This window comes from Vibrio sp. 10N.247.311.14 (assembly GCF_041467715.1).
Classification (GTDB): Bacteria; Pseudomonadota; Gammaproteobacteria; order Enterobacterales; family Vibrionaceae; genus Vibrio; species Vibrio crassostreae_C.
Map to the genome: position 1 here is coordinate 1 of NZ_JBFSVE010000060.1, position 23,747 is coordinate 23,747.

Genomic DNA, 23,747 nt, shown 5'->3' on the forward strand with positions numbered 1-23,747 from the left:
GAGCCCGTAGAGGACTTTCACCTCCTAGATCAACGCCATGCTCGGCGCACAACCAGAAAGCCCTATCGATAATCGACAGGGCTTTTTAGTATCTAACGCTTTCAAAAAACTAACCTATTCCAACCCTACTCAGTAGTAGAAGGCTCCTTCATGGTTAGCATCCCTTCAGTCACAATAAAGTTGATGATGAAGTCTAGCCCTTGGCTCTCTTTGAGGTTGGTGAACACGTATGGCTTGGTTGGACGCATGCGTTGTGTGTCTTGCTCCATCACCTCAAGTGACGCACCCACATATGGTGCTAAATCGATCTTATTGATAACCAGCAGATCAGAACGCGTAATACCCGGTCCGCCTTTACGTGGGATCTTCTCCCCTTCCGCTACATCAATCACGTAGATGGTAAGATCGGCTAATTCAGGGCTGAACGTCGCACTCAAGTTATCACCGCCACTTTCGACGAATACCACATCGAGGTTCTTATGCAGCTTGGCAAGCTCTTCTACCGCAGCTAAGTTCATCGACGCATCTTCACGGATCGCCGTGTGCGGACAGCCACCCGTTTCAACACCAATAATACGATCTGGTTCTAGAGCCTCTGCTCGCGTAAGTATCTTGGCATCTTCTTGAGTGTAGATGTCGTTGGTTACCACTGCGATATTGAGCTTGTCGCGAATCGCTTTACAAAGCACTTCTAATAGCGCTGTTTTACCAGACCCTACCGGGCCGCCAATACCAATTCGAAGTGGTTGCTTATAACTTTCCATTGTCTACTTCCTTATATTCTTTTTGCTACATCGTTCGCGCTAACCGCTACGAACGAAATAGTCGTGTGTATTGTGTTTCGTGCAATGAACTCGCTAATGCCATCGAAGGCGAAAAGCTGCCTATCATCCAATCTTCTATCGTGCGGGCCTTTTCGATCACCTCAGGAAAGGTGTTGGTGATATTAATCAATGCCAACTGACCATCGGTTTGACCTAAAGGCACTAACTTGACCCCTGCGGTAACGATGTTTTCAAGCCAACTCCATAAATAACCCTGCTTGAGGCTCTCTAAATCAATACCCCAATGCTGAGCCGCCATACACATGCCCAACAATTGGTTTGGATGACTATCAACAGAATCCACCAGCGAAATATCGATATCCAAGCGCTTCAACAAGGTGTTCAATGCATGCCCACGCTGCTTTTCTTCCGCTCGCAATTCACTGGTTTCACGGCTTGAGTATAAGTAGTTACACCAATGCTCAATCTCATCGATTTCACCCTTTTCTAGCGCGTGATAAAGACGCTCTAAGATAGGTAATTCCAAAGTTGCGACACTGGAACTGACGATGGTATTAAGCCACTGTTCCATGCTGTTGCGATCGGTCACCCACCCCGCTTCAACCGCTAACTCTAAGCCTTGCGAATAAGTGAACCCACCAATCGGCAACGATGGACTGATCAATTGAAACAGGCGATAGATGGCGACATTTTCTGTTGTGGTCATAACCGTGCCCTCAGTCTTCTAGAATCAAATAAGTTCGAGAGCTTACGCGCCTAACAGTAATAGTGCGCTTGCTGAAGCCACACCAACCGACATCCATTTTGAGTAAACCGCGCGGCCAACAAAAGCACCGATAACCATCAAAGCCAAAGCAGTGATGCTCATGCCAGTTGCAAACTGAGTTAGGTTACTTGCCGCTTCAACGCCATGCGCATAACCATGGAAAAACAACATGCCAATCGAAGCCGCTAATACACTGTTCACTCGCTTAGTCGATGGTGAGAACACGTGCCATAAACATAAGCTGACAACGAATAGAGAAGCGATGATTGCAGGTTCAACAATCACAGAGAAGCCTAGGGCTTGGCCTGCGATAAGCCCTACCACCAAAGACACCAATCCGCCGCCAATCAGAGCGGCTTTTATCTTGCTTGAAAACGACAGTGCGCCAATTAACAAACCGAAAGCAATCAGCATGATCAGGTGATCCATACCTGTTACCGGGTGAGTTAAGCCAGACATAAATGAGTGAGACTCATGAGCCGAATGCGAACCGTGCCCCGGGTGAGCCAAAGCCATCGTTGATGTTGTTAGAGAAGCTATTGTGAAAGTACATAAGCCAGCAGCTGTTTTAAAGTTCATCGCGAGTTCCTTGCTTTATACCAATCGTAGTAAATAATTGCTCACCCTAGCTTGCTAAAATGCTCGATAACTGCGTTATAATTTTTGATTGTAGAATAACTACTTATCGAAAAATTATGCCTTGTTCTCAAGCCTTTTTTCTGCGCTATTGTTGATCACTTACTTACTGTGATTGGTATTATTGTTATTAATATCGTTGTTATATAAATCGTTTAGTGAGTCATCAATGACTCGATTAATGATGGTGATGATGACCACCTGAGCGACCGCCATAAGCGCCGCCTTCTGGTTCAAACGGTTGTTTCTCGGTGGTCACCTTCGCGCCTAAGCCTTCAACCATTTCATCTAAAACATGGTCGTGTTGGTAACGAACCCAACCCGCTTCCACTTGCAGCGGAACATGACGGTTGCCAAGGTGATACGCCACTCGCGTTAAAAGGAGCAAGTCTTCACAGTAAACAGTCGAAACGGTTTCAGGTGCCGCTTTCACTTCTACGACTAAACCACATTCACTTGAGAGCTGTTCGCCACCACGCAAGATATGACCTCGTGGTAGAAACAGCCCTGCATTGCGCCCGTCATCGAGCATCACCTTAAGGCGGCTTTTGATGCGACTATCGATCGGCAGGCTCAAATAGCCGTCCGGTGCATTTTGTATTTGAGTATTCAGTTGAGTCAGTTCAATCATGCTATTACCTCAATCTCCTTGTGAGATTTATAACGTTCAAAATAGGGTCACTAAAATAAGATTCTTTAGTCAAAGGCTTAGAATAGAAAGTACCGCTGAGCCATTGGCAGCTCTTCAGCAGGCTCACACGTGAGTAGTTCACCATCGGCGCGCACTTGGTACGTCTGAGAGTCGACTTCAATCTTCGGCATCCAATCATTGAGCTTCATGTCGGCTTTGCTGATGTTTCGGCAGTTGCTCACAACACCAATCAAGCTCTGCAGACCCAATTGCTTGTCGATGTTCTGCTCCTTGGCTTCTTTAGAGACAAACAACATCGATGTGTTCTGACACGCCTTGCCATAGCTACCAAACATAGAGCGATAGTGAACAGGTTGAGGGGTTGGGATAGAAGCGTTTGGGTCACCCATCGGCGCCATGGCGATCATGCCGCCTTTCAAAATCACGCTTGGTTTCACGCCAAAGAAGGCTGGCTTCCATAGAACTAGGTCAGCTAATTTCCCGGCTTCGATCGAACCGATTTCATGAGACATACCGTGCGTAATCGCAGGGTTGATGGTGTACTTAGCGACATAGCGTCTTAAACGGAAGTTATCGCTGTAGTCTGAATCTTCTTTTAAGCTACCGCGCTGAACTTTCATCTTGTGCGCGGTTTGCCAAGTACGTGTTACTACCTCGCCTACTCGTCCCATAGCTTGAGAATCCGAGGCGATCATCGAGAACGCACCTAAATCATGAAGAATGTCTTCTGCGGCAATGGTTTCACGGCGGATACGAGATTCAGCAAACGCGACATCTTCTGCAATTGATGGTGAAAGGTGATGACACACCATCAACATGTCTAAATGCTCATCGACCGTATTGACCGTGTAAGGTCGTGTTGGGTTAGTCGAAGAAGGCAGAACGTTGGGTTCACCTGCCGCACGGATAATGTCGGGAGCATGGCCGCCACCCGCACCTTCGGTGTGATAGGTATGAATCACGCGGTCACCGATGGCGCCAAGTGTCGATTCAACAAAACCCGACTCATTCAGCGTATCGGTGTGAATTGCAACTTGTACGTCCATCTCATCGGCAACACTTAAGCAAGTATCAATTGACGCGGGTGTTGTTCCCCAGTCTTCGTGCAACTTCAAGCCAACAGCACCCGCTGCTACTTGCTCACGCAGTGCTTCAGGCTGGCTCGCATTGCCCTTTCCTAACAAACCAAAGTTCATCGGGAATTGATCGAGTGACTCTAGCATGCGGTGCATGTTCCACGGACCCGGTGTACATGTGGTTGCGTTAGTCCCTGTGTTTGGCCCCGTGCCACCGCCTATCATGGTCGTCACACCCGACGCCAAAGCTTCTTCAATCTGTTGCGGACAGATAAAGTGGATGTGAGAGTCGATGCCACCCGCAGTGAGAATCGAACCTTCGCCGGCCAAAATTTCCGTACCCGGACCAATCACAATATCAACACCTGGTTGAACATCTGGGTTGCCCGCTTTGCCCAATGCCTGAACTCGACCATCTTTGACTGCGACATCGGCTTTTACGATGCCCCAGTAATCCAACACAATCGCGTTAGTGATCACCAAATCTGGAGTTTCGGCACTTGGACGTTGGCTTTGTCCCTGTCCATCACGGATCACTTTACCGCCGCCAAACTTCACTTCATCACCGTATACGGTGTAATCCTTTTCAACTTCTAGCCATAAATCGGTGTCAGCAAGACGCACTCGGTCACCGACTGTAGGCCCAAACATTTCGGCATAAGCCTGTCTGGATATCGTCGCCATGTTCAATCCTTTGTTATTTTCATTATTCCGTGGGAGCGCTTAGAGCTTGCCCATCACCTTTCCTTGGAAGCCATAGATCTCTAACTTACCGGCGTAACGCACTAACTCGACGCTGCGCGACTGACCCGGCTCAAAGCGGGTTGCAGTACCCGCAGGAATATTGAGTCGAAAGCCTTTAGTGACTTCTCGGTTAAAGATCAGCGAAGGGTTTGCTTCATAGAAGTGGTAATGAGAGCCAATTTGGACAGGACGATCGCCAATGTTTTGCACCTTAACGGACGTTGTGTCTCGGCCTTCATTGAGAGTGATGTCACCCGGTGCGGTTTCTACTTTTCCGGGAATGAATCCTGAGTATTGTTTAGTGGAACCAGCCATACTACTTCTCCCTAAACGATAGGTTCATGAACGGTCACCAATTTGGTGCCATCGGGGAAAGTGGCTTCGACTTGTACATCTGGGATCATGGAAGGGATCCCCTCCATAACGTCATCGACGGTAAGCAGTGTGCGTCCAAAATCCATCAGTTCCGAAACGGTTTTTCCCTCACGGGCACCTTCTAGAATGGCACTGCTGATCAGTGCAATAGATTCGGGATAGTTGAGTTTTAAGCCTTTTTGTTTGCGCTGCTGTGCCAGCATTCCTGCGCAGAAGATAAGTAGCTTATCTTTTTCTCTTGGTGTTAATTCCATTTAGCCGCCCGCTGTTAGTGTTGTTTTCTTATTGCTCAAAAACGCATGAGCAGTAAGTGGGATTCAATCACAGCAAGCTTGAAAAAATGTACCTAGGGTCGGAAGTCACCCTAGGTACAAAAAGGGCTAATCGCTAAGTCGCCCAAATCCTAGGTAAATCAGGAGTCGTACCACATAAATGAGAGCGAGTTGCTTGCCAAATCTGACCAAAGGCTTGGAGGATATCTTCACTCCAATTACCCAAGGCTCGCACCACAATCAATCCTTCTATCTGAGTCGCGCCCAATATTAATGTGGGTTCACTCGACATTTTTGATGTAACTGATTGCTGTGAAGCTTGCTGTGTAATAGATAAGAGCAAGCTCTGTACCAACTCTAAATCTTGCTTCTCATTTGAAGTGATATAAAAGGTTCCCATCATTGAATAATCAAGTAACCCCATATTTATCATTAACTTATCGCCACCATGAAAATTAAAGCCTTCAGTCAGAAGCCTTTGATTATCAAGATAGATTTCTGTTTTCCCAACGAGATGACCATGCTCGAATCCCTCATTCTGTGCAGGGCGTCCAAAACAGTGCATCTCCCAACCCCAAAACTGTGCACCCTTTTCTAGGCGAATTTCAGTATCTAAACGAACGTGTGCATTCGGGAAAAAGATGTTCTCTTGCGGCATCCATTCCAAGCGTGCATCTTTCTTCACTCGTAGGGTCTGCTTCTGCTTGGCGTACTTGTTGTTTGAGCGATAAAACTTGGTCGCACCGGGTGTGGTGATCAACGCATGCGCACCGCTTTCGATGGTCGCTTCAATATTGAGAGTGTCACCACCTACCACTCCGCCGGGGGGATGGAGTAAATAGGTGTGACACGTTTCCCCATCAGGATACAGGGGGCGTTGCACCGCAAGCGGACCAGACTGCTGACGATTCTTTAATACGGTTTTATCACTGCGGTCGACAAAAGTGAGGTTTAAACTCGCTTGCCAACCATCACGAATATCTTGTTCGATGGTCTCATTCAAAGATAAAGCTTCTACTAAAGAAGCCTTGCTTACTTCATTCGGAGAAAAGAGAGAATTCATACGGTTAGGTACTCCTTTATCAAGGACTCATCGAGCCCTGTCATTTCACCTTCTGCCACTTGGCGTCCACGGTCGATAATGCAAAAACGGTCACCGACCTTTCTTGCAAACGGCAGCTTCTGTTCAACCAACAGAACCGTGAGCCCCATTTTCTCGTTGAGCATGCGAATGATGTCGCCAATCTCTTGCACAATATTGGGTTGAATACCCTCCGTCGGCTCATCCAAGATCAATAGCTTTGGATTAACCACCAGCGCACGCCCAATCGCTAGCTGTTGCTGCTGGCCACCCGATAAATCACCACCGCGACGATGTAGCATCTCTTTTAACACTGGGAAAATATCGAAGATGAATTCAGGGATCTTGCGGTCACCCTTTTTACGAATCGGTAAACCGACCTCTAGATTTTCTTGAACAGTGAGCATCGGAAAGATCTGACGACCTTGCGGCACATAACCGATTCCCTGGCGAGCACGCTCTTCGGCATCGGTTTTAAGAAGCGACTCACCCGATAACGAAATGTCACCGCTCTCGACCTTAACTAGCCCCATGATGCATTGCAGCAACGTCGTTTTACCGACACCGTTTCGTCCCATTAACACTGTGCACTTGCCTTCCGGGATCTGCATATCCAAATCCCACAGCGTGTGGCTCTCACCGTAATATTGATTAACTGATTTAACCTCTAGCATCCTATTCTCCGAGATAAACTTGTTTAACTTCAGGGTGAGCTTGCACTTGATCCATGGTGCCTTCAGCCAACACGTGACCTTGATGAAGCACGGTGACATGGCTTGCGATAGAACGAACGAAATCCATATCGTGTTCAACCACGACCACTGAGTGCTTGCCTGCCAGTGAGTTAAGTAACTCAGAGGTACGGTCCATCTCTTGGTGAGTCATCCCTGCAACGGGTTCATCCACCAACAATAGCCTAGGGTTTTGCATCAATAACATGCCTATCTCTAACCACTGTTTCTGACCGTGAGACAGGTTACCTGCCAAGTTAGCCGCTTCGTCTTTTAAATGAATCAGCTCAAGTACCGAGGTCAGCTTGTCTTTCTGCTCACCAGACATAACAGCAGTGAAAGTCGCCCACACTGAGCGATCACCTGCCATGGCTAATTCAAGGTTCTGCCACACAGTTAAACATTCAATCACGGTCGGCTTTTGGAACTTACGCCCAACGCCTGCATTGGCGATTTCGGCTTCATTCATCTTCAATAAGTTGATGTTCGAACCCAACCACACCTCGCCGGTGTCTGGCTTAGTTTTACCTGTGATAATGTCCATCATGGTGGTTTTACCTGCGCCATTAGGACCGATGATACAGCGTAGCTCTCCCTCTTTGATGTAAAGGTTGAGGTCGTTTATCGCTTGGAAACCATCGAAGCTTTTGTTGACGCCTTCGACATACAACAGCACGTTATGTCGAGTATCGATGGCAGGATGAATATCGGGTTTGAGGTAATCAAAGACTTCGTCTCGACGAGTGAACGCCTGAACCGATTCCTTTACGCTATTAAATGTGGTCATGCGATCACCTCCTTGGCCTTGTGCTGATCATCCTTATCTTTATCTTGGTTTTTCCCATTTGATGCCTTGCGCAGCTGCTGCCACTTTTCACTGACAAAGCCAATCACACCTTGTGGGAAGTACATGGTTGAGAGTACGAATAGTCCACCCAGAGCAAACAGCCACACCTCCGGGAACTCAACCGTAAACCAACTCTTGGCGTAGTTGATGATCAATGCACCGACAATGGCACCAAACAGAGTGGCACGACCGCCTAAGGCTACCCAAACCACAATCTCAATCGAGTTAAGAGGAGCAAATTCTCCCGGATTGATAATACCCACTTGAGGGACATATAAAGCCCCGGCAATACCGGCGATAACCGCAGAAAGAACGAAGACCCACAGCTTGATGCCATCGACGTCATAGCCCATAAAGCGAGTGCGTGATTCCGTATCACGAATCGCTAATGCCACACGACCTAATCGACTAGTCACCACCATGCGACAAGCTATGTAGCTGAGAATAAGCGCAATACCAGTCGCGACAAACAGACCTATCTTGACCGCATCACTCTGCAAACTCAGACCGATGATGTCTTTGAAATCCGTCAGTCCGTTGTTGCCACCAAAGCCCATTTCGTTGCGGAAAAATGCCAGCATCAATGCGTAAGTTAATGCCTGAGTCATGATAGAAAGATACACCCCGGACACACGAGAGCGGAAAGCTAAATAACCGAACAAGTAAGCCAATGCGCCCGGCACTAGCACCACCATCAGGCAAGCAAACCAGAACTGGTCAAAGCCCTGCCAGAACCACGGCAACGCAGACCAATCAAGGAACACCATGAAATCTGGTAAGACTGGATCACCATAAACCCCACGGTCACCAATCTGACGCATCAAGTACATGCCCATCGCATAACCACCAAGCGCAAAGAAAGCACCGTGGCCAAGGCTCAAGATTCCGAGATAGCCCCACACCAGATCGAGCGCCAACGCCAACATTGCGTAGCTCAGATATTTGCCCATCAGCGAGATAGTAAAAGTCTCTACATGGAGCGGGTGCCCACTTGGTAACATGGTGTTAGCCAGTGGGATAAGAATAACGGCCGCTAGAATGGCAAGGATGGTCAGTTGGCCACCTTTGTCACCACGCATTGCCGAAAGTACAAATGATTTTGACTGCATGATGTTGTCCTTAACCTTCAGCCGCACGACCACGTTGCGGGAAGAGTCCGCGTGGGCGTTTTTGAATAAATAGAATGATGAAAACCAGTACCAGAATCTTGGCGAGAACCGCACCAGCCCACGGTTCTAAAATTTTATTGAACAGACCAAGGCTTAAGCCTGCGACTAGCGTGCCCCATAGGTTGCCAACACCACCGAATACCACCACCATGAATGAGTCGATGATGTACGCCTGTCCCATATTAGGGCCAACGTTGGTCAGTTGAGACAGTGCCACGCCTGCAACACCCGCAACGCCAGAGCCTAAACCGAAGGTCATCGCATCAACTCGCTCTGAACGAATACCCATCGCACGAGCCATGCCACGGTTTTGAGAAACCGCACGAACCTGCAAACCTAGTGCTGTCTTTTTCAGAACCATTAATAAGCCCATAAACACCAAACCACAGAAGAGAATGATGTAAAGGCGGTTGTAGGTCAGGGACAACATTGGGTTTAATTGAAGTGCGCCAGACATCCATTCAGGCGTGCTCACTGAGCGGTTCAAAGGAGAGAAAATAGAACGAACAGCCTGCTGCAAGATTAAGCTAATACCAAAGGTCGCGAGTAAGGTTTCCAATGGGCGACCATAAAGATGACGAATCACACTTCGCTCAATCGCAATGCCCACTAAGCCAGAAACAATGAATGCCGCTGGAATGGAAAGTATCAGCGCTAGGCCAATATGATTCGGCATCAACAACTGCAATACGTAGGTGGTGTAAGCGCCAATCATGATCAGCTCGCCATGAGCCATGTTGATAACGCCCATCACACCAAAGGTAATCGCTAAGCCAATGCCTGCCAGTACCAATACCGAGCCTAAACTCAAACCGAAGAATACTGTTTCTACACCCGAATAGAGTGCTTGGCTTTGTTGATAGCTATCCATCGCACGTTCTGCTGCAGCGGTAATGCTTGGATCTTGCTCACTGTTCAGTAGTTGGTTCAGTGTTTTCAGAACGACCGAGTGTTTGAAGTCGCCAACTCGTTCAATTGAAGCCACACGATCTTCAATGGTGGCACTGTTATTAAGAGAAGTGGCAATCGCTAACGACAAATCCATTAGCTCAGCTACTTTGCCATCTGATTCATTGGCTCTGAGTTCAGTTAGTCGTTCGATAATGTCAGCGTCTTTGGTTCCTAACAAATCCAAAACCGCCTTATAACGCACATCAGGGTTGCCGCTGTTCAGTCCAATCGAGGCTATTTCCCCGCGTAATATCCCGCGAAGTTTGTTATTCACACGAACCTTTTTAAACTGTCTCGCATTCTCGATATTAAGCGTTGAATCATCCCATACTGACTGAGCTGACGTCGCTGTTTTGATACTTTGAATGAGGTAGAGCTGTTTGTACTGCTCGCTCTGTTTCTCATTGAAGTAGTAAAGGTTTCCGTTTAACCAGCCATCTAAAATAGCTTTCGACACGTCTCCCGTTTGCGTCTCAATCACCCAATCGATAGCTAATTCTTTATCCGATGTTTTCTTACCAACTAGCGCCTTGGTAAAGCTAGCTTCATCCGTTATTCCAGCAAAAGCCAACTGAGCACTGACTGCCATGAGCAACAGCACTTTAAATACGTTTAATACGTTTTTCATCCCTGCTTCCTTAACCAACCAAGTTAGATATTGTTATTTTTACTTGGAGGATGTGTGGATAGTGGTTGTTACCTGAAACGATGAGCCTTCCGTTCGCTTCGCCCGTTAAACAGACGCGTTCTTCCCAAACCGGAAGGCTCAATATTCCTGAATTGACGATCTAGTTACCGCCAGAACACTTCTTCGTTTCGACGTTAAACGCACCACATGAGAATGGCTTCGACCAGCTAGAGAACAGTTTTGCCGATTCAGGTAAGTAACTCGACCAAGCATCACCCGCCACTAGTCCAGTGGTTTCCCAAACGATATCGAATTGACCATCGCCTTGGATTTCACCGATCAGGACTGGTTTAGTAATGTGGTGGTTTGGCAGCATGGTAGAGTAGCCGCCAGAAAGGTTAGGTACAGACACGCCAATCAAGGCATCTTGCACAGATTCAGGATCGGTTGTGCCCGCATTAGTGACCGCTTGAGCCCACATATTGAAGCCAACATAGTGCGCTTCCATTGGGTCATTGGTGACACGCTTTTCACTCTTGATGAACGACTGCCACGTTTCAACGAACTCTTCATTAGCTTCAGTATCAACACTCATGAAGTAGTTCCATGCCGCTAGATGACCAACCAATGGTTCTGTGTCCATGCCTGACAGTTCTTCTTCACCAACAGAGAATGCAATAACTGGGATGTCTTCAGATGAAATGCCTTGAGCGCCTAGCTCTTTATAGAAAGGTACGTTCGCATCGCCGTTTACAGTAGAAACCACAGCGGTTTTCTTGCCAGCTTCACCGAACTTTTTGATGTCTGAAACGATAGATTGCCAATCAGAGTGACCAAATGGCGTGTAGTTGATCATGATGTCTTCTTCTGCGACACCTTTATCTTTTAGGTAGGCTTCTAAGATCTTATTGGTTGTACGTGGATAAACGTAATCGGTACCAGCAAGTACCCAGCGCTCGACTTCAAGCTCTTCCATCAAGTAATCCACTGCAGGGATCGCTTGTTGGTTTGGCGCGGCGCCGGTGTAGAAAACGTTTTTAGAAGACTCTTCACCTTCATACTGTACTGGGTAGAAAAGGATGCTGTTGAGTTCTTCAAAGACAGGCAGCATCGATTTACGTGATACCGATGTCCAACCACCGAACACCACATCCACTTTCTCTTTTTCGATAAGCTCACGCGCTTTCTCAGCAAATAGCGGCCAGTTTGACGCAGGGTCAACCACAACAGGCTCTAGCTTCTTACCAAGCAAACCGCCCTTTTTGTTCTGCTCTTCGATGAGCATTAGAACGGTATCTTTTAGCGTGGTCTCACTGATCGCCATAGTGCCAGAGAGTGAGTGTAGAACACCGACCTTGATGGTCTCATCGGCAGCAAACACTGTTGCAGAAGAAAATGAAAGTGTTGTACACAGTGCAGCTAGCGATAAATTGAACACCTTGTTCATGATATTACTCCATAATTGTATTTTTGTTATTCAATTACAGAGTTACAAGAAGAGTGCCAAACTTATAAACCAATGAAATTATTTATAAGTCATTGTATTAATGAAACTTAAAACAAAATCATACCAATAGAGTGCATAGCAATCATGTAACTATGTTTCATACTGGTGCAGTGACGGTGGGAATGAACCAAGATGACACATTCCTGTTCTTCAGATGCAAAAAAGACCCAACACTTTAGTATTGAGTCTCTGGTATAACATCACCGATGGTCGTTCAAACCATGCAGTTTAAGGCTATTCCGCTGGTTGAAATTCGAATTTTACTCTCGATTTAGATTTCAACTCGTTGCAATCACCGTTGCAAAAATAGCTCGCCGCACCACAGGCTTGAAGCTTCTCAAGTTGGCTGCTGCACTCTGGGCAAAACCCTACTTTAATAAAATGAGCCTGACAACTTTCACAGTGATACTTGCCATCCCAAGCTAGCTCAGACTGGCACTTAGGGCAGATATTTTCACTCATTAGCATTTCCTAATTTACGACTGTTTTTACAATCTACTACTGCTGGGACTTGGCTTGCTTGATTTGATACATGTTCTTATCAGCTTGTGCGATCAACTGGTCTAATCCTTGAGGATCTTTGTCACAAGAAAGCCCGACACTCACTGAAAACTGCACATCATTGATATAAAGCGCTTGTTGCAGTGCTTTCTCTAAGCTGTGGTAGAAGCTAACGACGCTTTCTTGATCATCAAAACATGAGAACACCACAAACTCATCGCCACCATAACGACCTATCTTGGCACATGCTGTGGTTGCCTCATCAAGAACTTCGGCAACCGCCAACAGCACATCGTCACCGAAACTGTGGCCATAGGTATCATTTATTGATTTGAACTTATCGACATCCACAAACAGACACGCCATCACCTTTTCTGAAAAACATCGCTTAGCCAACACTTTTTCGGCTTCATTGAACAGTGCATGAGGATTCAAGCAATGGGTTAAAGAATCTCGATTGGCGAAAAAATTAAGCTGGTTCTCCAGCTCAAACTTCTCTAGTGCTACCGAATACAGGGAAGCCAGTAGCTCTAAGATCTCGAGCTCAAATTCATGTGGTTCAGAGATGTACTGGCTATAAATAGCGAAGGTAACCAACACATTACCGCGCGACGAGATAATGGGGACCGACCAACAGGCATGTAAATTCGCTTGATTGGTTAAGACCAGAAAAGGTGCCCAGTTTGGGTGTGCATTTATGTTGGAGACCATCACTGCTTTCTTAAGCGCAGCTGCCTCGCCACAAGAGCCTATCCCCGCACCAATTCCTATCCCTTCAATCTGTTGATTGTAAAAATCAGGCAGGTTTGGGGCATACTCAAGGTGTAACGTTTTAGACTCTGAGTTGAGCAGTAAAATTGAAGCCATGCGCTGCTCGGTAAGCTGAATAATCTTGTGATTTAAATCTTTGCGATCCATCCCAAGCGCAAGCTTCCGCAGCAAACTATTGACGGCTCGATGACCTTCTAATAAAAATTGTTGTTCCATTCACTAAGGCTTTCAATTGTGTAATCGGGTACAGCTTGTTCTTATGCAAGCTTGTTATTGGTTAATAATAACACACTAAATTAGTACGACACACAATCGAAGATCATAGGTTGATCTTTCGCTTTATCTATTTTGATCAGCGATCTACCCCAAAAAGAATATTTATATCACCACACACCGAAAGCATAAGTTACATATGCTGCATTTCAATTTCAAATAGTCATTTATATCAAAAGTGACATGTAAAAATAAAATAAACAGCACAAGCCATTTCGATCTGTAGTCTAAATCATCGAATTACATGCGTCAGCATTTCAATATGCTGGTCATCTAACTGGATTAACTTAACGGATAATGCCTTAAGTTCTGAGGTGTTCTCAATGTGAGTACCACCACACGGAATAGACACTAAAGTGTCGGCATCCAACTGCCATTCCCAATAGCGAGAGTCTGTTAATGCTTCGCCTTCCAGTCGCATTGCAACTGGCGTCGGCTCTGCAAACCAGCCCGCAATCATTTGGTTGATATCAGCTTCGATGTCATCAAGACTTGCTAGCATATCTGCAACGTTCAAACCACGCTTCTTCAGGGTTTTGCCTAAGCGATACTTATCGGTACACAGCTCTGGAGTCACAAAGCTCGTCACTTGTGCGTAGCTATTGAAGTCGTAACTGCCAAGCGGATCTTTTCTGTCCGCATCTTTACGCCAGTAGCTTTCAGCCAATACTTTATTCAAGGCTAGGAAAGCGATGTGACCAGCACTGTGACCACGGCTCAAACTGGCTTGGTACTCTTTATCAACCGACAACACGACTTCGTCGTTAACCTTAATCATAGAAGCAGATGTAGGTAGCTGGTGGACAACAACAAACGCCCACCCTTCCGTATCACGCTTAACAGGGATATCTGCTGCGATATGAAGCTTGCCAGTAGATTGTTCTATAGCACCAACAAGGCAGTCTTCAACTGGATATAGCACGTCACCAACACTCACAAAGCCTTGGTCTGCAGGGTGATCTGGCCAAATGTGACTCACTGGGTGGAAGGGTGTCACGTCGGTGATCAGGTAAGTTTTGCTGTCATCGCTTTCAACGTACTGCGCTTTAGCATTGAGCTGCCAAGCCTGATGACAAAATTGAGTGATGGTTGGTGTGATTGCTGACACAGGTGTAATCAAATCGCTAGTAGTCATATCGTTCTTCTTCTGGAATCTAGTCTGATTCGTTAAGCCATGATGATAAAAACGTATTGTTATGGCTTAACGTGAATTTTGCTTAAAAAAATACCCGAGACAGGCTCGGGTATCAAATCTATTGGAAAGGTTTACTTACGACCTTTAACCATGCTCATCATACGTTTACGTTTACGTTCTTGAGAAATTGTCAGCTTGTTAGTCTTAGCTTCAAATGGGTTCTCGCTGTTCTGGAATTGAATGCGAATAGGTGTACCCATGATTTCTAGTGAACGACGGTAGTAGTTCATCAAGAATCGTTTGTATGAATCTGGCAAGTTACGAACTTGGTTGCCGTGGATAACGATAATCGGTGGGTTGTAGCCACCAGCGTGCGCGTATTTCAGTTTCACACGACGGCCACGAACCATAGGCGGTTGGTGATCATCAGTCGCCATCTTCATGATACGAGTTAGCACAGAAGTACCAACACGAGTAGTCGCTGACTTGTAAGCTTCTTGTACAGACTCAAACAAGTGACCAACACCTGTACCGTGAAGTGCAGAGATAAAGTGAATACGTGCGAAATCAACGAAGCCTAAGCGACGGTCTAGCTCTTTCTTAACGCGCTCTTTAACGTCGTTATCTAGGCCATCCCACTTGTTTACGGCAATAACAATTGAACGACCAGCGTTCAACGCAAAGCCTAGCAAGCTTAGATCTTGATCAGAGATGTTTTCGCGAGCATCGATAAGCAGCAATACAACGTTAGCATCTTCAATCGCTTTCAGTGTTTTAACCACTGAGAACTTCTCTACCGTTTCGTTGATGTTTTTACGACGACGAACACCCGCAGTATCGATTAGAACGTATTCACGCTCGTCACGCTGCATTGGGATGTAGATAGAGTCACGAGTCGTACCTGGCATATCGTAAACAACCACACGCTCTTCACCAAGAATACGGTTCGTTAGCGTTGATTTACCTACGTTAGGACGGCCAATGATCGCTAGTTTGATCGGTTGATCTTGAAGACGCTTGAATTCGGCTTCAGCTTCTTCTTCTGTAAATTCAACCTGCTCTTCTTCTTCGTCTTCAAACTCAGTTAAGTCGCTTACTTCGCCATTCTCAGCTTTTAGCGCTTCTGCGAATGGGTTAAGAGCAAGGTCAATAAGTGCAGTAACACCACGACCATGCGCCGCAGCGATTTGGTACATGTCTTCTACACCTAGTTGCCAGAAGTCAGCACTTGCAGCATCAGGGTCGATACCATCAACCTTGTTTACTACTAGCATTGAAGGCTTTTCTAGTTGACGTAGGTGCTTAGCAATCGCCACGTCTGAAGGTGTTAGACCCGCACGGCCATCTACCATAAATAGAACGACATCAGCTTCATCAATCGCCGCTAGCGACTGTTCAGCCATTTTAGTTTCAACACCTTCTTCAGTACCGTCGATACCGCCAGTGTCAATAACAATAAAGTCATGCTCGCTAAAATGAGCATGACCGTATTTACGGTCACGCGTTAAGCCAGGGAAATCCGCAACCAATGCATCACGAGTTCGAGTCAATCGGTTAAATAACGTAGATTTACCTACGTTCGGACGCCCTACTAGAGCAACAACAGGTACCATAACAACCTCTACAATTTCTTCTCTAAATGTAGTTATAGGTAAGCACTTGTTCGCAAGTTTAAACTCTTACCTATAACCACACGGTTTATTAATTTTTAACAACAAAACGGCTCCTGGCTGTTACCAACCAGGAGCCGACTGTGAATTATATCACGCTTTTATTGGCTAATCGTTAGTTTCTTTACATCGCCATTGCGAGTCGTCACTAAGTAGCCTTCAGGCAGTTCAATTGGTGCAACCGCAAAGCCGCTATCATCGACAAGCTGTTGAGCAACAAACTCACCCGATGAACGATCCAACCAGTGCAGATAACCTTCAGTATCACCCACGACTACATAACCATTAATAATAGCAGGTGCTGTCAGTAAGCGGTTTTCTAACAATGGAGTGCTCCACAGTTCAGTACCACTACGCGCATCAACCGCAACCACATGGTCTTTGTCGGTAACAACGAACAAACGGCTACCATCACTTGCTAAATCAATCGCTGATGAGTAGTTACGTTTCCAAATTGGCTTACCAGAACGAAGGTCGATAGCAATCAGCTGACCATTGATACCTACGGTATACAGGGTGCCACCAAGAACAATTGGAGATGCATCAACATCAACCAAACGATCAATTTCCGTTGCACCTTTTGGTGTGCCTACTGGCTGTTGCCAAATAAGCTGACCACGATCAACGATAGCCGCAGCTAGACGACCATTTGCTGTACCCCAGAATACACCACCAGAAACTGCAACAGGCGAGCTATCGCCACGCAGTGTTAGGCTTGGTACTTCCGTACTGATGGTCCATTTTTGTTCACCGCTTGCTTGATCTAACGCGATCAACATACCGCGACTGGTATGAACAATGACCATGTTGCTATCAGTTGCTGGGGATGCAAGCACCTCGCCATTGACTGATACACGCCACAGCTCTTCACCGGTCGATTCTTCCAGTGCGATCACTTCGCCATTTTCAGAACCAACAAAAACTTTACCGTAAGCCGCCGTTAAGCCACCCGATAAACGAGCCAATACGTCTTTCTCAAGATCGACTTTCCACAGCGCTTTACCTGTATCAGGATCAAGCGCTTTAACCATACCTTCACGGCTTGCAACAAACACTTTGTCGTAAGCCAATTCTGGCGTTAGTTTTGAAAAGTAGTGACCAACACCATCACCAACCGACGTAGACCATTCCTGACTAGGAGTGAACTCGCTGTTTACCGTTGGGACTGGAGCCATGATTACGGTGTCTTCTTCACCCGCACAGCCAGCTAGTAGGCCAAGAGCAATCGCACACAACGCCGCTTTTGGAAACATCTTCTTCATTCAAAGCGCCTTATTTAGCTAGGTCGTCAAGTTTGATTTGAAGCGTTTGGCTAGCGTCAACAGCTTGCTGTGCTTCTGTGTAAGCACTGTATGCTGCGTCTGTGTCGCCTTTACGAAGTGAGATATCACCACGCAGTTCAGCAACACGGCCTTTCCAAGATTCGTCTGTCATAGCAGCAAGATCAGTCAGTGCTGCGTCAAATTCACCTTGCTCAGCTTTAATACGTGCAACACGGTAAGTAAGTAGTGGCGCAAGTGCCGCGTCCTTAGTTGCCGATTTTGCCCACTCGAGCTGTTCAAGTGCCGCCGCTAGATCGCCTGCTTGTACTTGTACTTTTGCTAGTTGCATAGCAGCAAGTACTGAGTACTCAGCATCTTTGTTTGCGTCGATGAAAGCTTGAATATCAGATTGAGCATCAACGCCCTTAGTATCAAGAGCTGAAATTACAGAGGTGTAGCCTTCCGAAGCTGCTTCACGCGCTTCAACTACTGAATCTTGGTAATAGCGCCAGCCAAATAGACCACCTAAACCAATAACCGCACCAAAGATTACGGCTTTACCGTTCTCTTTCCACCAATCTTTAATGGCTTCAACTTGTTGCTCTTCGCTATCGTAAAGTTCCACTTCCTGTCCTCTTTAATTCTTTAAACGCCAGCATAGTGCTGACGTTAGTATTCATTATGAGCGTTTGCTCAATGGCTAATTAGATTAGCGCAGCAACTTTCTCTGCAACTTCCGTTTGAGACACGGTTTCTTGCTCGCCGCCAACCAGATCTTTTAGCACAACTGTATTGTCAGCAACTTCGTTCTCACCAAGTACCAGCGCCACAACAGCACCTACTTTGTCAGCACGTTTGAATTGCTTCTTGAAGTTACCACCACCGAAGTGGTTCATTACACGCACGCCTTCAACGGTGTCGCGTAACTGATTCGCTAACTGCATGCCCGCGATCATAGTACCTTCGCCAGCAGCAACTACGTATACATCAACGCTACGACGAACTTCTGTTAGCTCTAGCGTTTCCATCATAAGAACCAAACGCTCTAGACCCATTGCGAAGCCAACTGCATTGGTTGCTTTGCCGCCTAGTTGCTCAACAAGACCATCGTAACGACCGCCGCCACATACGGTACCTTGAGCACCAAGGCTGTCTGTGATCCACTCAAATACGGTGCGGTTGTAGTAATCTAGGCCACGTACTAGACGCTCATTAACTTGGTATTCGATACCAACAGCGTCAAGAAGTTCACACAAACCAGCAAAATGTTGCTTCGATTCATCACCTAGATATTCAGATAGTCGAGGTGCGTCACCTAAGATAGCTTGAACATCAGGGTTCTTAGTATCAAGTACACGTAGAGGGTTAGTGTGCATGCGACGTTTGCAGTCTTCGTCAAGCACATCAATGTGTTGCTCAAGGAAAGCCACTAACGCAGTGCGGTAGCTTACGCGATCTTCTTGAGAACCGATTGAGTTCAGCTCTAGGCGAACGTGCTTATCGATGCCTAGCTCACGCCATAGACGCGCTGTCATCATGATAAGTTCTGCGTCAACGTCTGGACCGTCTAGGCCAAACACTTCAACACCACATTGGTGGAATTGACGGTAACGACCTTTTTGAGGACGCTCGTGACGGAACATAGGGCCCATGTACCATAGGCGCTGTTCATCACGGTTGATAAGGCTATTTTGAATACATGAACGTACACAACCAGCTGTGCCTTCTGGACGCAGCGTTAGGCTATCGCCATTGCGGTCGTCAAAGGTGTACATCTCTTTTGAAACAACGTCAGTTTCTTCACCAACTGCACGGCTAAATAGGTTTGTTTCTTCAACGATAGGCATACGTACTTCGTTGTAACCGTATGCGCTCACCACGTTTTTAACTGCGCTTTCTACTTTCTGCCACAGTGGTGATTGAGTTGGAAGGCAGTCGTTCATGCCTCGAATTGCTTGGATATTTTTAGCCACAGTATTTATTCCGTAATTTCTCACGACCAGATGTTAGTGCGAATAGACAGTCACACCCCATCGCGTTGTATTAATCTTCTAAGTTTTCTACATCAATGCGATTTGCTTTATCAAGCACTGACGCTTTTGCACGAATCTTAGCTTCAAGTTTGTCGACAAGGTCATCGTTGTCGAAGCGCTCTTTCTGACGCTTACCGTCTTCGTAGAAGGCACTCTTACGAGCACTACCGGCTAAACCTAAGTGAGACACTTCAGCTTCACCAGGGCCGTTAACCACACAACCGATGATTGACACATCCATTGGAGTAATCACGTCTTCTAGGCGTTCTTCAAGGGCATTAACGGTGTTAATAACATCGAACTCTTGACGAGAACAGCTTGGGCACGCAATGAAGTTAATGCCACGCGAACGAATGCGCAAAGATTTAAGAATATCAAAGCCAACTTTGATCTCTTCAACAGGATCAGCCGCTAGCGAGATACGCAGCGTATCGCCGATACCTTCAGAAAGAAGCATACCTAATCCTACTGCTGACTTCACAGAGCCTGCACGCGCACCACCCGCTTCGGTAATACCAAGGTGGAGAGGTTGATCAATCTGCTTAGCCAGCAAACGGTAAGAACCGACAGCAAGGAATACATCAGAAGCCTTCACGCTGACTTTGAATTGATCAAAGTTCAGACGGTCTAGGATATCTACATGACGCATTGCTGATTCAACAAGCGCTTCTGCTGTAGGTTCTGTGTATTTCTCTTGGATCTCTTTCTCAAGAGAACCGCCGTTAACACCAATACGAATCGGAATATTCATATCACGTGCACAATCAACAACTGAGCGGATACGGCTTTCGTTACCGATGTTACCTGGGTTGATACGCAGACAGTCAACGCCGTATTCCGCCACTTTAAGTGCGATACGGTAGTCGAAGTGAATATCAGCAACCAAAGGAACAGAGACCTGCTGCTTGATTAGCTTAAAGGCTTCAGCTGCATCCATAGTCGGTACAGATACGCGAACGATATCAGCGCCAACTTTTTCCAGAGCTCTAATTTGAGCAACGGTCGCGGCTACATCTGTTGTTCTTGTGTTGGTCATGGATTGCACAGCAATTGGTGCACCATCACCGATCGGCACATCACCCACATAAATACGGGTTGATTTGCGACGAATAATAGGAGATTCGTGTTGCATATTAACTCTAAGGTAAGGTTATTCTAGCTACTTTGCCTGAAGTATACCCAGAAAGGTCGACAGGTTCACTTGCAAATGTCATTGATACGCCTTCTGGCGCACCTAGAATCACTTTATATGGCGCAGTTCCTGATAGATTTAACGACTGACCTGCTTTTTTGATGCCAGTCGACAAGGTTTTACCCGTTGCATCTTTTACTTGGATCCAGCAATCAGCGGTGAACTGCATCACTAGTTCGTTAGCCACAGCTTCAGGAGCCGTGCTAGCTTCAACCGTTTCTGCATTCGCAGCAGCTTCAGCAGTTGGTTCAGTCTCTGTTGTTTGTTGTGCAGAAGTTTCGTCAGCTGGAGTAACAGCATCTGAACTTTCTTCCGCATCGCTTATCGCAGCAAGGCCTTCAGCACCTTCAACAACAGAAGCACCCGCTTCGTTTTGTTCAGCTTCAATCACTTCTAAAGAGGTGAATTCAGGGGCAAGTGATTCTTCTACCGCTAGCTCTTCTGAGCTTTCAGTATTCGCTAAAGATTGAGATAGGGTGTCTTGTTGTTGGTTCTGCCACCACCAAAGTGAGGAGATACCCGCAATGACCGCAAAAATACTCCAAGTCAGGATCATAATACGGCTGTTGTGCTTCTCGGTTTTGGTCTTACGAGAAAAACTCAGCATTTCTTGCTCTTGATGCTGAGCATCACCGGCATGATGCAGCGCACTCAATACGACTTTTTCGTCAAGATTGACGTATTTCGCGTATGAACGAATATAGCCACGCATAAACGTCGCCACTTGATCTGACTCGAATTGGTTTTCTTCAATTTGTTGGATCAGAGTAACGCGAAGTTTCAAGCGATCAGAAATCTGCTTTTGCGTTAAACCAAGAGATTCTCGTTTGTTCTTAAGCAGCGTTCCCGCTTCCAAAGCTGGAGCTACGTTTTCTTGCGCTTGTGTATCTTGTTCTGTGTTCATAGAGAGTGAACTTCTAAAGTATTATCGCAGGTTGAGGAGAGCGTTTTCTTATTGTCGTTTAAGCTCAATTTAACAACCCACGTTATGTGGAATTTTTCCTGCTATCTAAATCATCAACCCTTAAAGGCGAACATCATTCATTTATTATGGATGACCTTCTCAGGAAGCTAGTTTATCAAGTAGCCAACCTAAATAGACATATTGATGATCAGTAGCAAGCGAGCACTTAAATTAATTTAAGATTAGTTAATCATAAGCTAATGCCATTACAAGGCAAAAATACTTTAAACAAAATTTACCGTCAGCTCATGGTTTTGTCCAAAATTTGACGAAAAATGTAAGAAAGCGTGGGCAAGAAGTCCAAAAAATCAAAAACTGCACCCCAGAAAAGCAACAAGCCAGAAGTAAGACTTCTGGCTTGTTTAGGTTCTAATCGCGTTTTATACCGCTTTTACTTCAATCACACCACCGGCAATCAAGTTCGCTTCAGAGGCTGCTTTAAGCATTTTAGTACGCTTGGTTCTATCAATCACATCACCGACTAACTGACCACACGCGGCATCAATATCATCACCACGAGTCTTACGAACGGTTACTGTGTAGTTGTATTCCATCAGCGTTTTTTGGAAGCGATCAATACGAGAGTTGCTTGGCTTCTTATAAGGCGACCCCGGGTAAGGGTTGAATGGAATCAAGTTGATCTTACAAGGCGTCTCTTTCATTAGCTCAGCAAGTTCACGTGCGTGGTCCATATCATCATTCACATGATCCAATAACACGTACTCAACCGTTACTTTACCGCGGTTAGCATTTGAAGATGCAATGTAACGACGAACAGATGCTAGGAAGTCTTGGATATCCCAACGGTCGTTGATCGGCATGATTTGGCTACGTAGTGCATCGTTTGGCGCATGTAGAGAAATAGCCAATGCGACATCGATGTTGTCTGTCATTTGGTCAAGGCCAGAAACAACACCAGAAGTTGATACGGTTACACGACGCTTAGACAGTGCGAAACCTAGATCATCAAGCATGATTTCTAATGATGGCATTAGGTTCTTCATGTTCAATAGAGGCTCGCCCATACCCATCATTACAACGTTAGTAATTGGACGACGACCGGTTTCTTTTTCTAGGCCGATTTCGCGAGATGCACGCCAGATTTGGCCAACAATCTCTGAAACTTTTAGGTTACGGTTGAAGCCTTGTTGAGCTGTAGAACAGAACTTACATTCAAGTGCACAACCAACCTGTGAAGATACACATAGCGTCGCACGGTCACCATCTGGGATGTATACCGTTTCAACGTCTTGGTCGCCAACGCTCATCGCCCATTTAATTGTGCCATCTGAAGAGTGTTGAGCTTCAGAAACAACAGGTGCAACAATCTCACAGCGACGTTGAAGTTTCTCACGTAACTTTTTGTTGATGTTATTCATTTGTTCGAAGTCATCGACACCGAAGTGATAAATCCACTTCATCACTTGCTCTGCTCGAAACGCTTTCTCATTCAGTTCTTCTGTGAAAAATTTACGAAGACCTTTACGATCAAAATCGAGTAGATTGACTTTAGCTGTGGTCATGATGCCTCTCAATGACGGAACAATAATTAAGGGCGCGAATTGTACAGGCTTTACGCAACTTCAACAAGCATTGTAAAACCCTGTGTTTATTAAGACATTCAAACTTAAGCGATTAAAATTTGAACAATTGTATTTATCGGCCTGAGATTACCCAATTTAAACAAAGATTCCCGATTACACTCCTTCGTCGCTTTCGGGAATGA

At 46.0% G+C, this 23,747-nt stretch carries 23 protein-coding genes; all 23 read right to left on the minus strand.

Going from position 1 to position 23,747, the window contains the following annotated elements; translation table 11 throughout:
- Positions 1 to 125: 125 nt before the first annotated feature.
- Positions 126 to 764, minus strand: a complete 639-nt coding sequence (gene ureG, locus AB6F11_RS18535; protein ID WP_017062498.1) for an urease accessory protein UreG — start codon at positions 762 to 764, stop codon at positions 126 to 128.
- Between the two features lie 46 nt (positions 765 to 810).
- Complete coding sequence (locus AB6F11_RS18540; protein WP_065682664.1) at positions 811 to 1,491, minus strand: urease accessory protein UreF; 681 nt, start codon at positions 1,489 to 1,491, stop codon at positions 811 to 813.
- A gap of 42 nt (positions 1,492 to 1,533) precedes the next feature.
- Positions 1,534 to 2,130, minus strand: coding sequence for a HupE/UreJ family protein (locus AB6F11_RS18545; protein WP_102394415.1), 597 nt, complete (start codon positions 2,128 to 2,130; stop codon positions 1,534 to 1,536).
- Between the two features lie 235 nt (positions 2,131 to 2,365).
- On the minus strand, positions 2,366 to 2,818 hold the full coding sequence (gene ureE / locus AB6F11_RS18550; RefSeq protein WP_004735122.1) for an urease accessory protein UreE: 453 nt from the start codon (positions 2,816 to 2,818) through the stop codon (positions 2,366 to 2,368).
- 77 nt (positions 2,819 to 2,895) lie between these two features.
- Entirely contained in the window at positions 2,896 to 4,599 is a 1,704-nt protein-coding gene (ureC, locus tag AB6F11_RS18555) for an urease subunit alpha (protein ID WP_102394414.1), read from the minus strand.
- 39 nt (positions 4,600 to 4,638) lie between these two features.
- Positions 4,639 to 4,974 carry an urease subunit beta gene (locus tag AB6F11_RS18560; protein ID WP_102394413.1) on the minus strand — a complete coding sequence of 112 codons (336 nt, stop codon included), beginning with the start codon at positions 4,972 to 4,974 and terminating at the stop codon, positions 4,639 to 4,641.
- Positions 4,975 to 4,985: 11 nt separating this feature from the next.
- Entirely contained in the window at positions 4,986 to 5,288 is a 303-nt protein-coding gene (ureA, locus tag AB6F11_RS18565) for an urease subunit gamma (protein WP_004735119.1), read from the minus strand.
- A 133-nt stretch (positions 5,289 to 5,421) separates the two neighbouring features.
- Positions 5,422 to 6,369 (minus strand): urease accessory protein UreD, encoded by a 948-nt coding sequence (locus AB6F11_RS18570; protein ID WP_102394412.1) that lies wholly within the window; start codon positions 6,367 to 6,369, stop codon positions 5,422 to 5,424.
- Entirely contained in the window at positions 6,366 to 7,061 is a 696-nt protein-coding gene (gene urtE / locus AB6F11_RS18575; RefSeq protein ID WP_102394411.1) for an urea ABC transporter ATP-binding subunit UrtE, read from the minus strand. Before urtE ends, AB6F11_RS18570 begins: the two co-directional genes overlap by 4 nt.
- A 1-nt stretch (position 7,062) precedes the next feature.
- Positions 7,063 to 7,905, minus strand: coding sequence for an urea ABC transporter ATP-binding protein UrtD (urtD, locus tag AB6F11_RS18580; RefSeq protein WP_017056203.1), 843 nt, complete (start codon positions 7,903 to 7,905; stop codon positions 7,063 to 7,065).
- The gene (gene urtC, locus AB6F11_RS18585) at positions 7,902 to 9,074 is read right to left on the minus strand and encodes an urea ABC transporter permease subunit UrtC (RefSeq protein ID WP_017062507.1); all 1,173 of its coding nucleotides are present in this window, start codon (positions 9,072 to 9,074) and stop codon (positions 7,902 to 7,904) included. The genes urtD and urtC overlap by 4 nt, the downstream gene beginning before the upstream one ends.
- A 10-nt stretch (positions 9,075 to 9,084) precedes the next feature.
- Positions 9,085 to 10,713, minus strand: coding sequence for an urea ABC transporter permease subunit UrtB (gene urtB, locus AB6F11_RS18590; protein ID WP_102394410.1), 1,629 nt, complete (start codon positions 10,711 to 10,713; stop codon positions 9,085 to 9,087).
- Between the two features lie 160 nt (positions 10,714 to 10,873).
- Complete coding sequence (gene urtA, locus AB6F11_RS18595; protein WP_017069306.1) at positions 10,874 to 12,160, minus strand: urea ABC transporter substrate-binding protein; 1,287 nt, start codon at positions 12,158 to 12,160, stop codon at positions 10,874 to 10,876.
- A gap of 294 nt (positions 12,161 to 12,454) precedes the next feature.
- Positions 12,455 to 12,682, minus strand: coding sequence for a zinc ribbon domain-containing protein (locus tag AB6F11_RS18600; RefSeq protein ID WP_102394409.1), 228 nt, complete (start codon positions 12,680 to 12,682; stop codon positions 12,455 to 12,457).
- 36 nt (positions 12,683 to 12,718) lie between these two features.
- The gene (locus tag AB6F11_RS18605; protein ID WP_102394408.1) at positions 12,719 to 13,708 is read right to left on the minus strand and encodes a sensor domain-containing diguanylate cyclase; all 990 of its coding nucleotides are present in this window, start codon (positions 13,706 to 13,708) and stop codon (positions 12,719 to 12,721) included.
- A 289-nt stretch (positions 13,709 to 13,997) separates the two neighbouring features.
- Positions 13,998 to 14,900: a metal-dependent hydrolase gene (locus AB6F11_RS18610; RefSeq protein ID WP_102394407.1), complete on the minus strand. Its 903-nt coding sequence runs from the start codon at positions 14,898 to 14,900 to the stop codon at positions 13,998 to 14,000.
- 131 nt (positions 14,901 to 15,031) lie between these two features.
- Positions 15,032 to 16,513: a ribosome biogenesis GTPase Der gene (der, locus tag AB6F11_RS18615; protein ID WP_017062511.1), complete on the minus strand. Its 1,482-nt coding sequence runs from the start codon at positions 16,511 to 16,513 to the stop codon at positions 15,032 to 15,034.
- Positions 16,514 to 16,671: 158 nt separating this feature from the next.
- Complete coding sequence (bamB, locus tag AB6F11_RS18620; protein WP_017062512.1) at positions 16,672 to 17,832, minus strand: outer membrane protein assembly factor BamB; 1,161 nt, start codon at positions 17,830 to 17,832, stop codon at positions 16,672 to 16,674.
- Positions 17,833 to 17,842: 10 nt separating this feature from the next.
- The gene (locus AB6F11_RS18625; RefSeq protein WP_102394406.1) at positions 17,843 to 18,457 is read right to left on the minus strand and encodes a YfgM family protein; all 615 of its coding nucleotides are present in this window, start codon (positions 18,455 to 18,457) and stop codon (positions 17,843 to 17,845) included.
- A gap of 79 nt (positions 18,458 to 18,536) precedes the next feature.
- A complete protein-coding gene (gene hisS, locus AB6F11_RS18630; protein WP_102394405.1) occupies positions 18,537 to 19,805 on the minus strand; it encodes a histidine--tRNA ligase in 1,269 nt (422 codons plus the stop codon).
- Between the two features lie 70 nt (positions 19,806 to 19,875).
- On the minus strand, positions 19,876 to 20,997 hold the full coding sequence (gene ispG / locus AB6F11_RS18635) for a flavodoxin-dependent (E)-4-hydroxy-3-methylbut-2-enyl-diphosphate synthase (RefSeq protein WP_009848294.1): 1,122 nt from the start codon (positions 20,995 to 20,997) through the stop codon (positions 19,876 to 19,878).
- 7 nt (positions 20,998 to 21,004) lie between these two features.
- A complete protein-coding gene (rodZ, locus tag AB6F11_RS18640) occupies positions 21,005 to 21,961 on the minus strand; it encodes a cytoskeleton protein RodZ (protein ID WP_017062515.1) in 957 nt (318 codons plus the stop codon).
- A 440-nt stretch (positions 21,962 to 22,401) separates the two neighbouring features.
- The gene (locus AB6F11_RS18645; protein WP_017062516.1) at positions 22,402 to 23,544 is read right to left on the minus strand and encodes a bifunctional tRNA (adenosine(37)-C2)-methyltransferase TrmG/ribosomal RNA large subunit methyltransferase RlmN; all 1,143 of its coding nucleotides are present in this window, start codon (positions 23,542 to 23,544) and stop codon (positions 22,402 to 22,404) included.
- Positions 23,545 to 23,747: the final 203 nt, after the last annotated feature.

Bases quoted from the DNA above. Each gene is read 5' to 3' on its own strand.
- ureG (WP_017062498.1), bottom strand. From the start codon at position 764: ATGGAAAGTTATAAGCAACCACTTCGAATTGGTATTGGCGGCCCGGTA.
- AB6F11_RS18540 (WP_065682664.1), bottom strand. From the start codon at position 1,491: ATGACCACAACAGAAAATGTCGCCATCTATCGCCTGTTTCAATTGATC.
- AB6F11_RS18545 (WP_102394415.1), bottom strand. From the start codon at position 2,130: ATGAACTTTAAAACAGCTGCTGGCTTATGTACTTTCACAATAGCTTCT.
- ureE (WP_004735122.1), bottom strand. From the start codon at position 2,818: ATGATTGAACTGACTCAACTGAATACTCAAATACAAAATGCACCGGAC.
- ureC (WP_102394414.1), bottom strand. From the start codon at position 4,599: ATGGCGACGATATCCAGACAGGCTTATGCCGAAATGTTTGGGCCTACA.
- AB6F11_RS18560 (WP_102394413.1), bottom strand. From the start codon at position 4,974: ATGGCTGGTTCCACTAAACAATACTCAGGATTCATTCCCGGAAAAGTA.
- ureA (WP_004735119.1), bottom strand. From the start codon at position 5,288: ATGGAATTAACACCAAGAGAAAAAGATAAGCTACTTATCTTCTGCGCA.
- AB6F11_RS18570 (WP_102394412.1), bottom strand. From the start codon at position 6,369: ATGAATTCTCTCTTTTCTCCGAATGAAGTAAGCAAGGCTTCTTTAGTA.
- urtE (WP_102394411.1), bottom strand. From the start codon at position 7,061: ATGCTAGAGGTTAAATCAGTTAATCAATATTACGGTGAGAGCCACACG.
- urtD (WP_017056203.1), bottom strand. From the start codon at position 7,905: ATGACCACATTTAATAGCGTAAAGGAATCGGTTCAGGCGTTCACTCGT.
- urtC (WP_017062507.1), bottom strand. From the start codon at position 9,074: ATGCAGTCAAAATCATTTGTACTTTCGGCAATGCGTGGTGACAAAGGT.
- urtB (WP_102394410.1), bottom strand. From the start codon at position 10,713: ATGAAAAACGTATTAAACGTATTTAAAGTGCTGTTGCTCATGGCAGTC.
- urtA (WP_017069306.1), bottom strand. From the start codon at position 12,160: ATGAACAAGGTGTTCAATTTATCGCTAGCTGCACTGTGTACAACACTT.
- AB6F11_RS18600 (WP_102394409.1), bottom strand. From the start codon at position 12,682: ATGAGTGAAAATATCTGCCCTAAGTGCCAGTCTGAGCTAGCTTGGGAT.
- AB6F11_RS18605 (WP_102394408.1), bottom strand. From the start codon at position 13,708: ATGGAACAACAATTTTTATTAGAAGGTCATCGAGCCGTCAATAGTTTG.
- AB6F11_RS18610 (WP_102394407.1), bottom strand. From the start codon at position 14,900: ATGACTACTAGCGATTTGATTACACCTGTGTCAGCAATCACACCAACC.
- der (WP_017062511.1), bottom strand. From the start codon at position 16,513: ATGGTACCTGTTGTTGCTCTAGTAGGGCGTCCGAACGTAGGTAAATCT.
- bamB (WP_017062512.1), bottom strand. From the start codon at position 17,832: ATGAAGAAGATGTTTCCAAAAGCGGCGTTGTGTGCGATTGCTCTTGGC.
- ispG (WP_009848294.1), bottom strand. From the start codon at position 20,997: ATGCAACACGAATCTCCTATTATTCGTCGCAAATCAACCCGTATTTAT.
- rodZ (WP_017062515.1), bottom strand. From the start codon at position 21,961: ATGAACACAGAACAAGATACACAAGCGCAAGAAAACGTAGCTCCAGCT.
- AB6F11_RS18645 (WP_017062516.1), bottom strand. From the start codon at position 23,544: ATGACCACAGCTAAAGTCAATCTACTCGATTTTGATCGTAAAGGTCTT.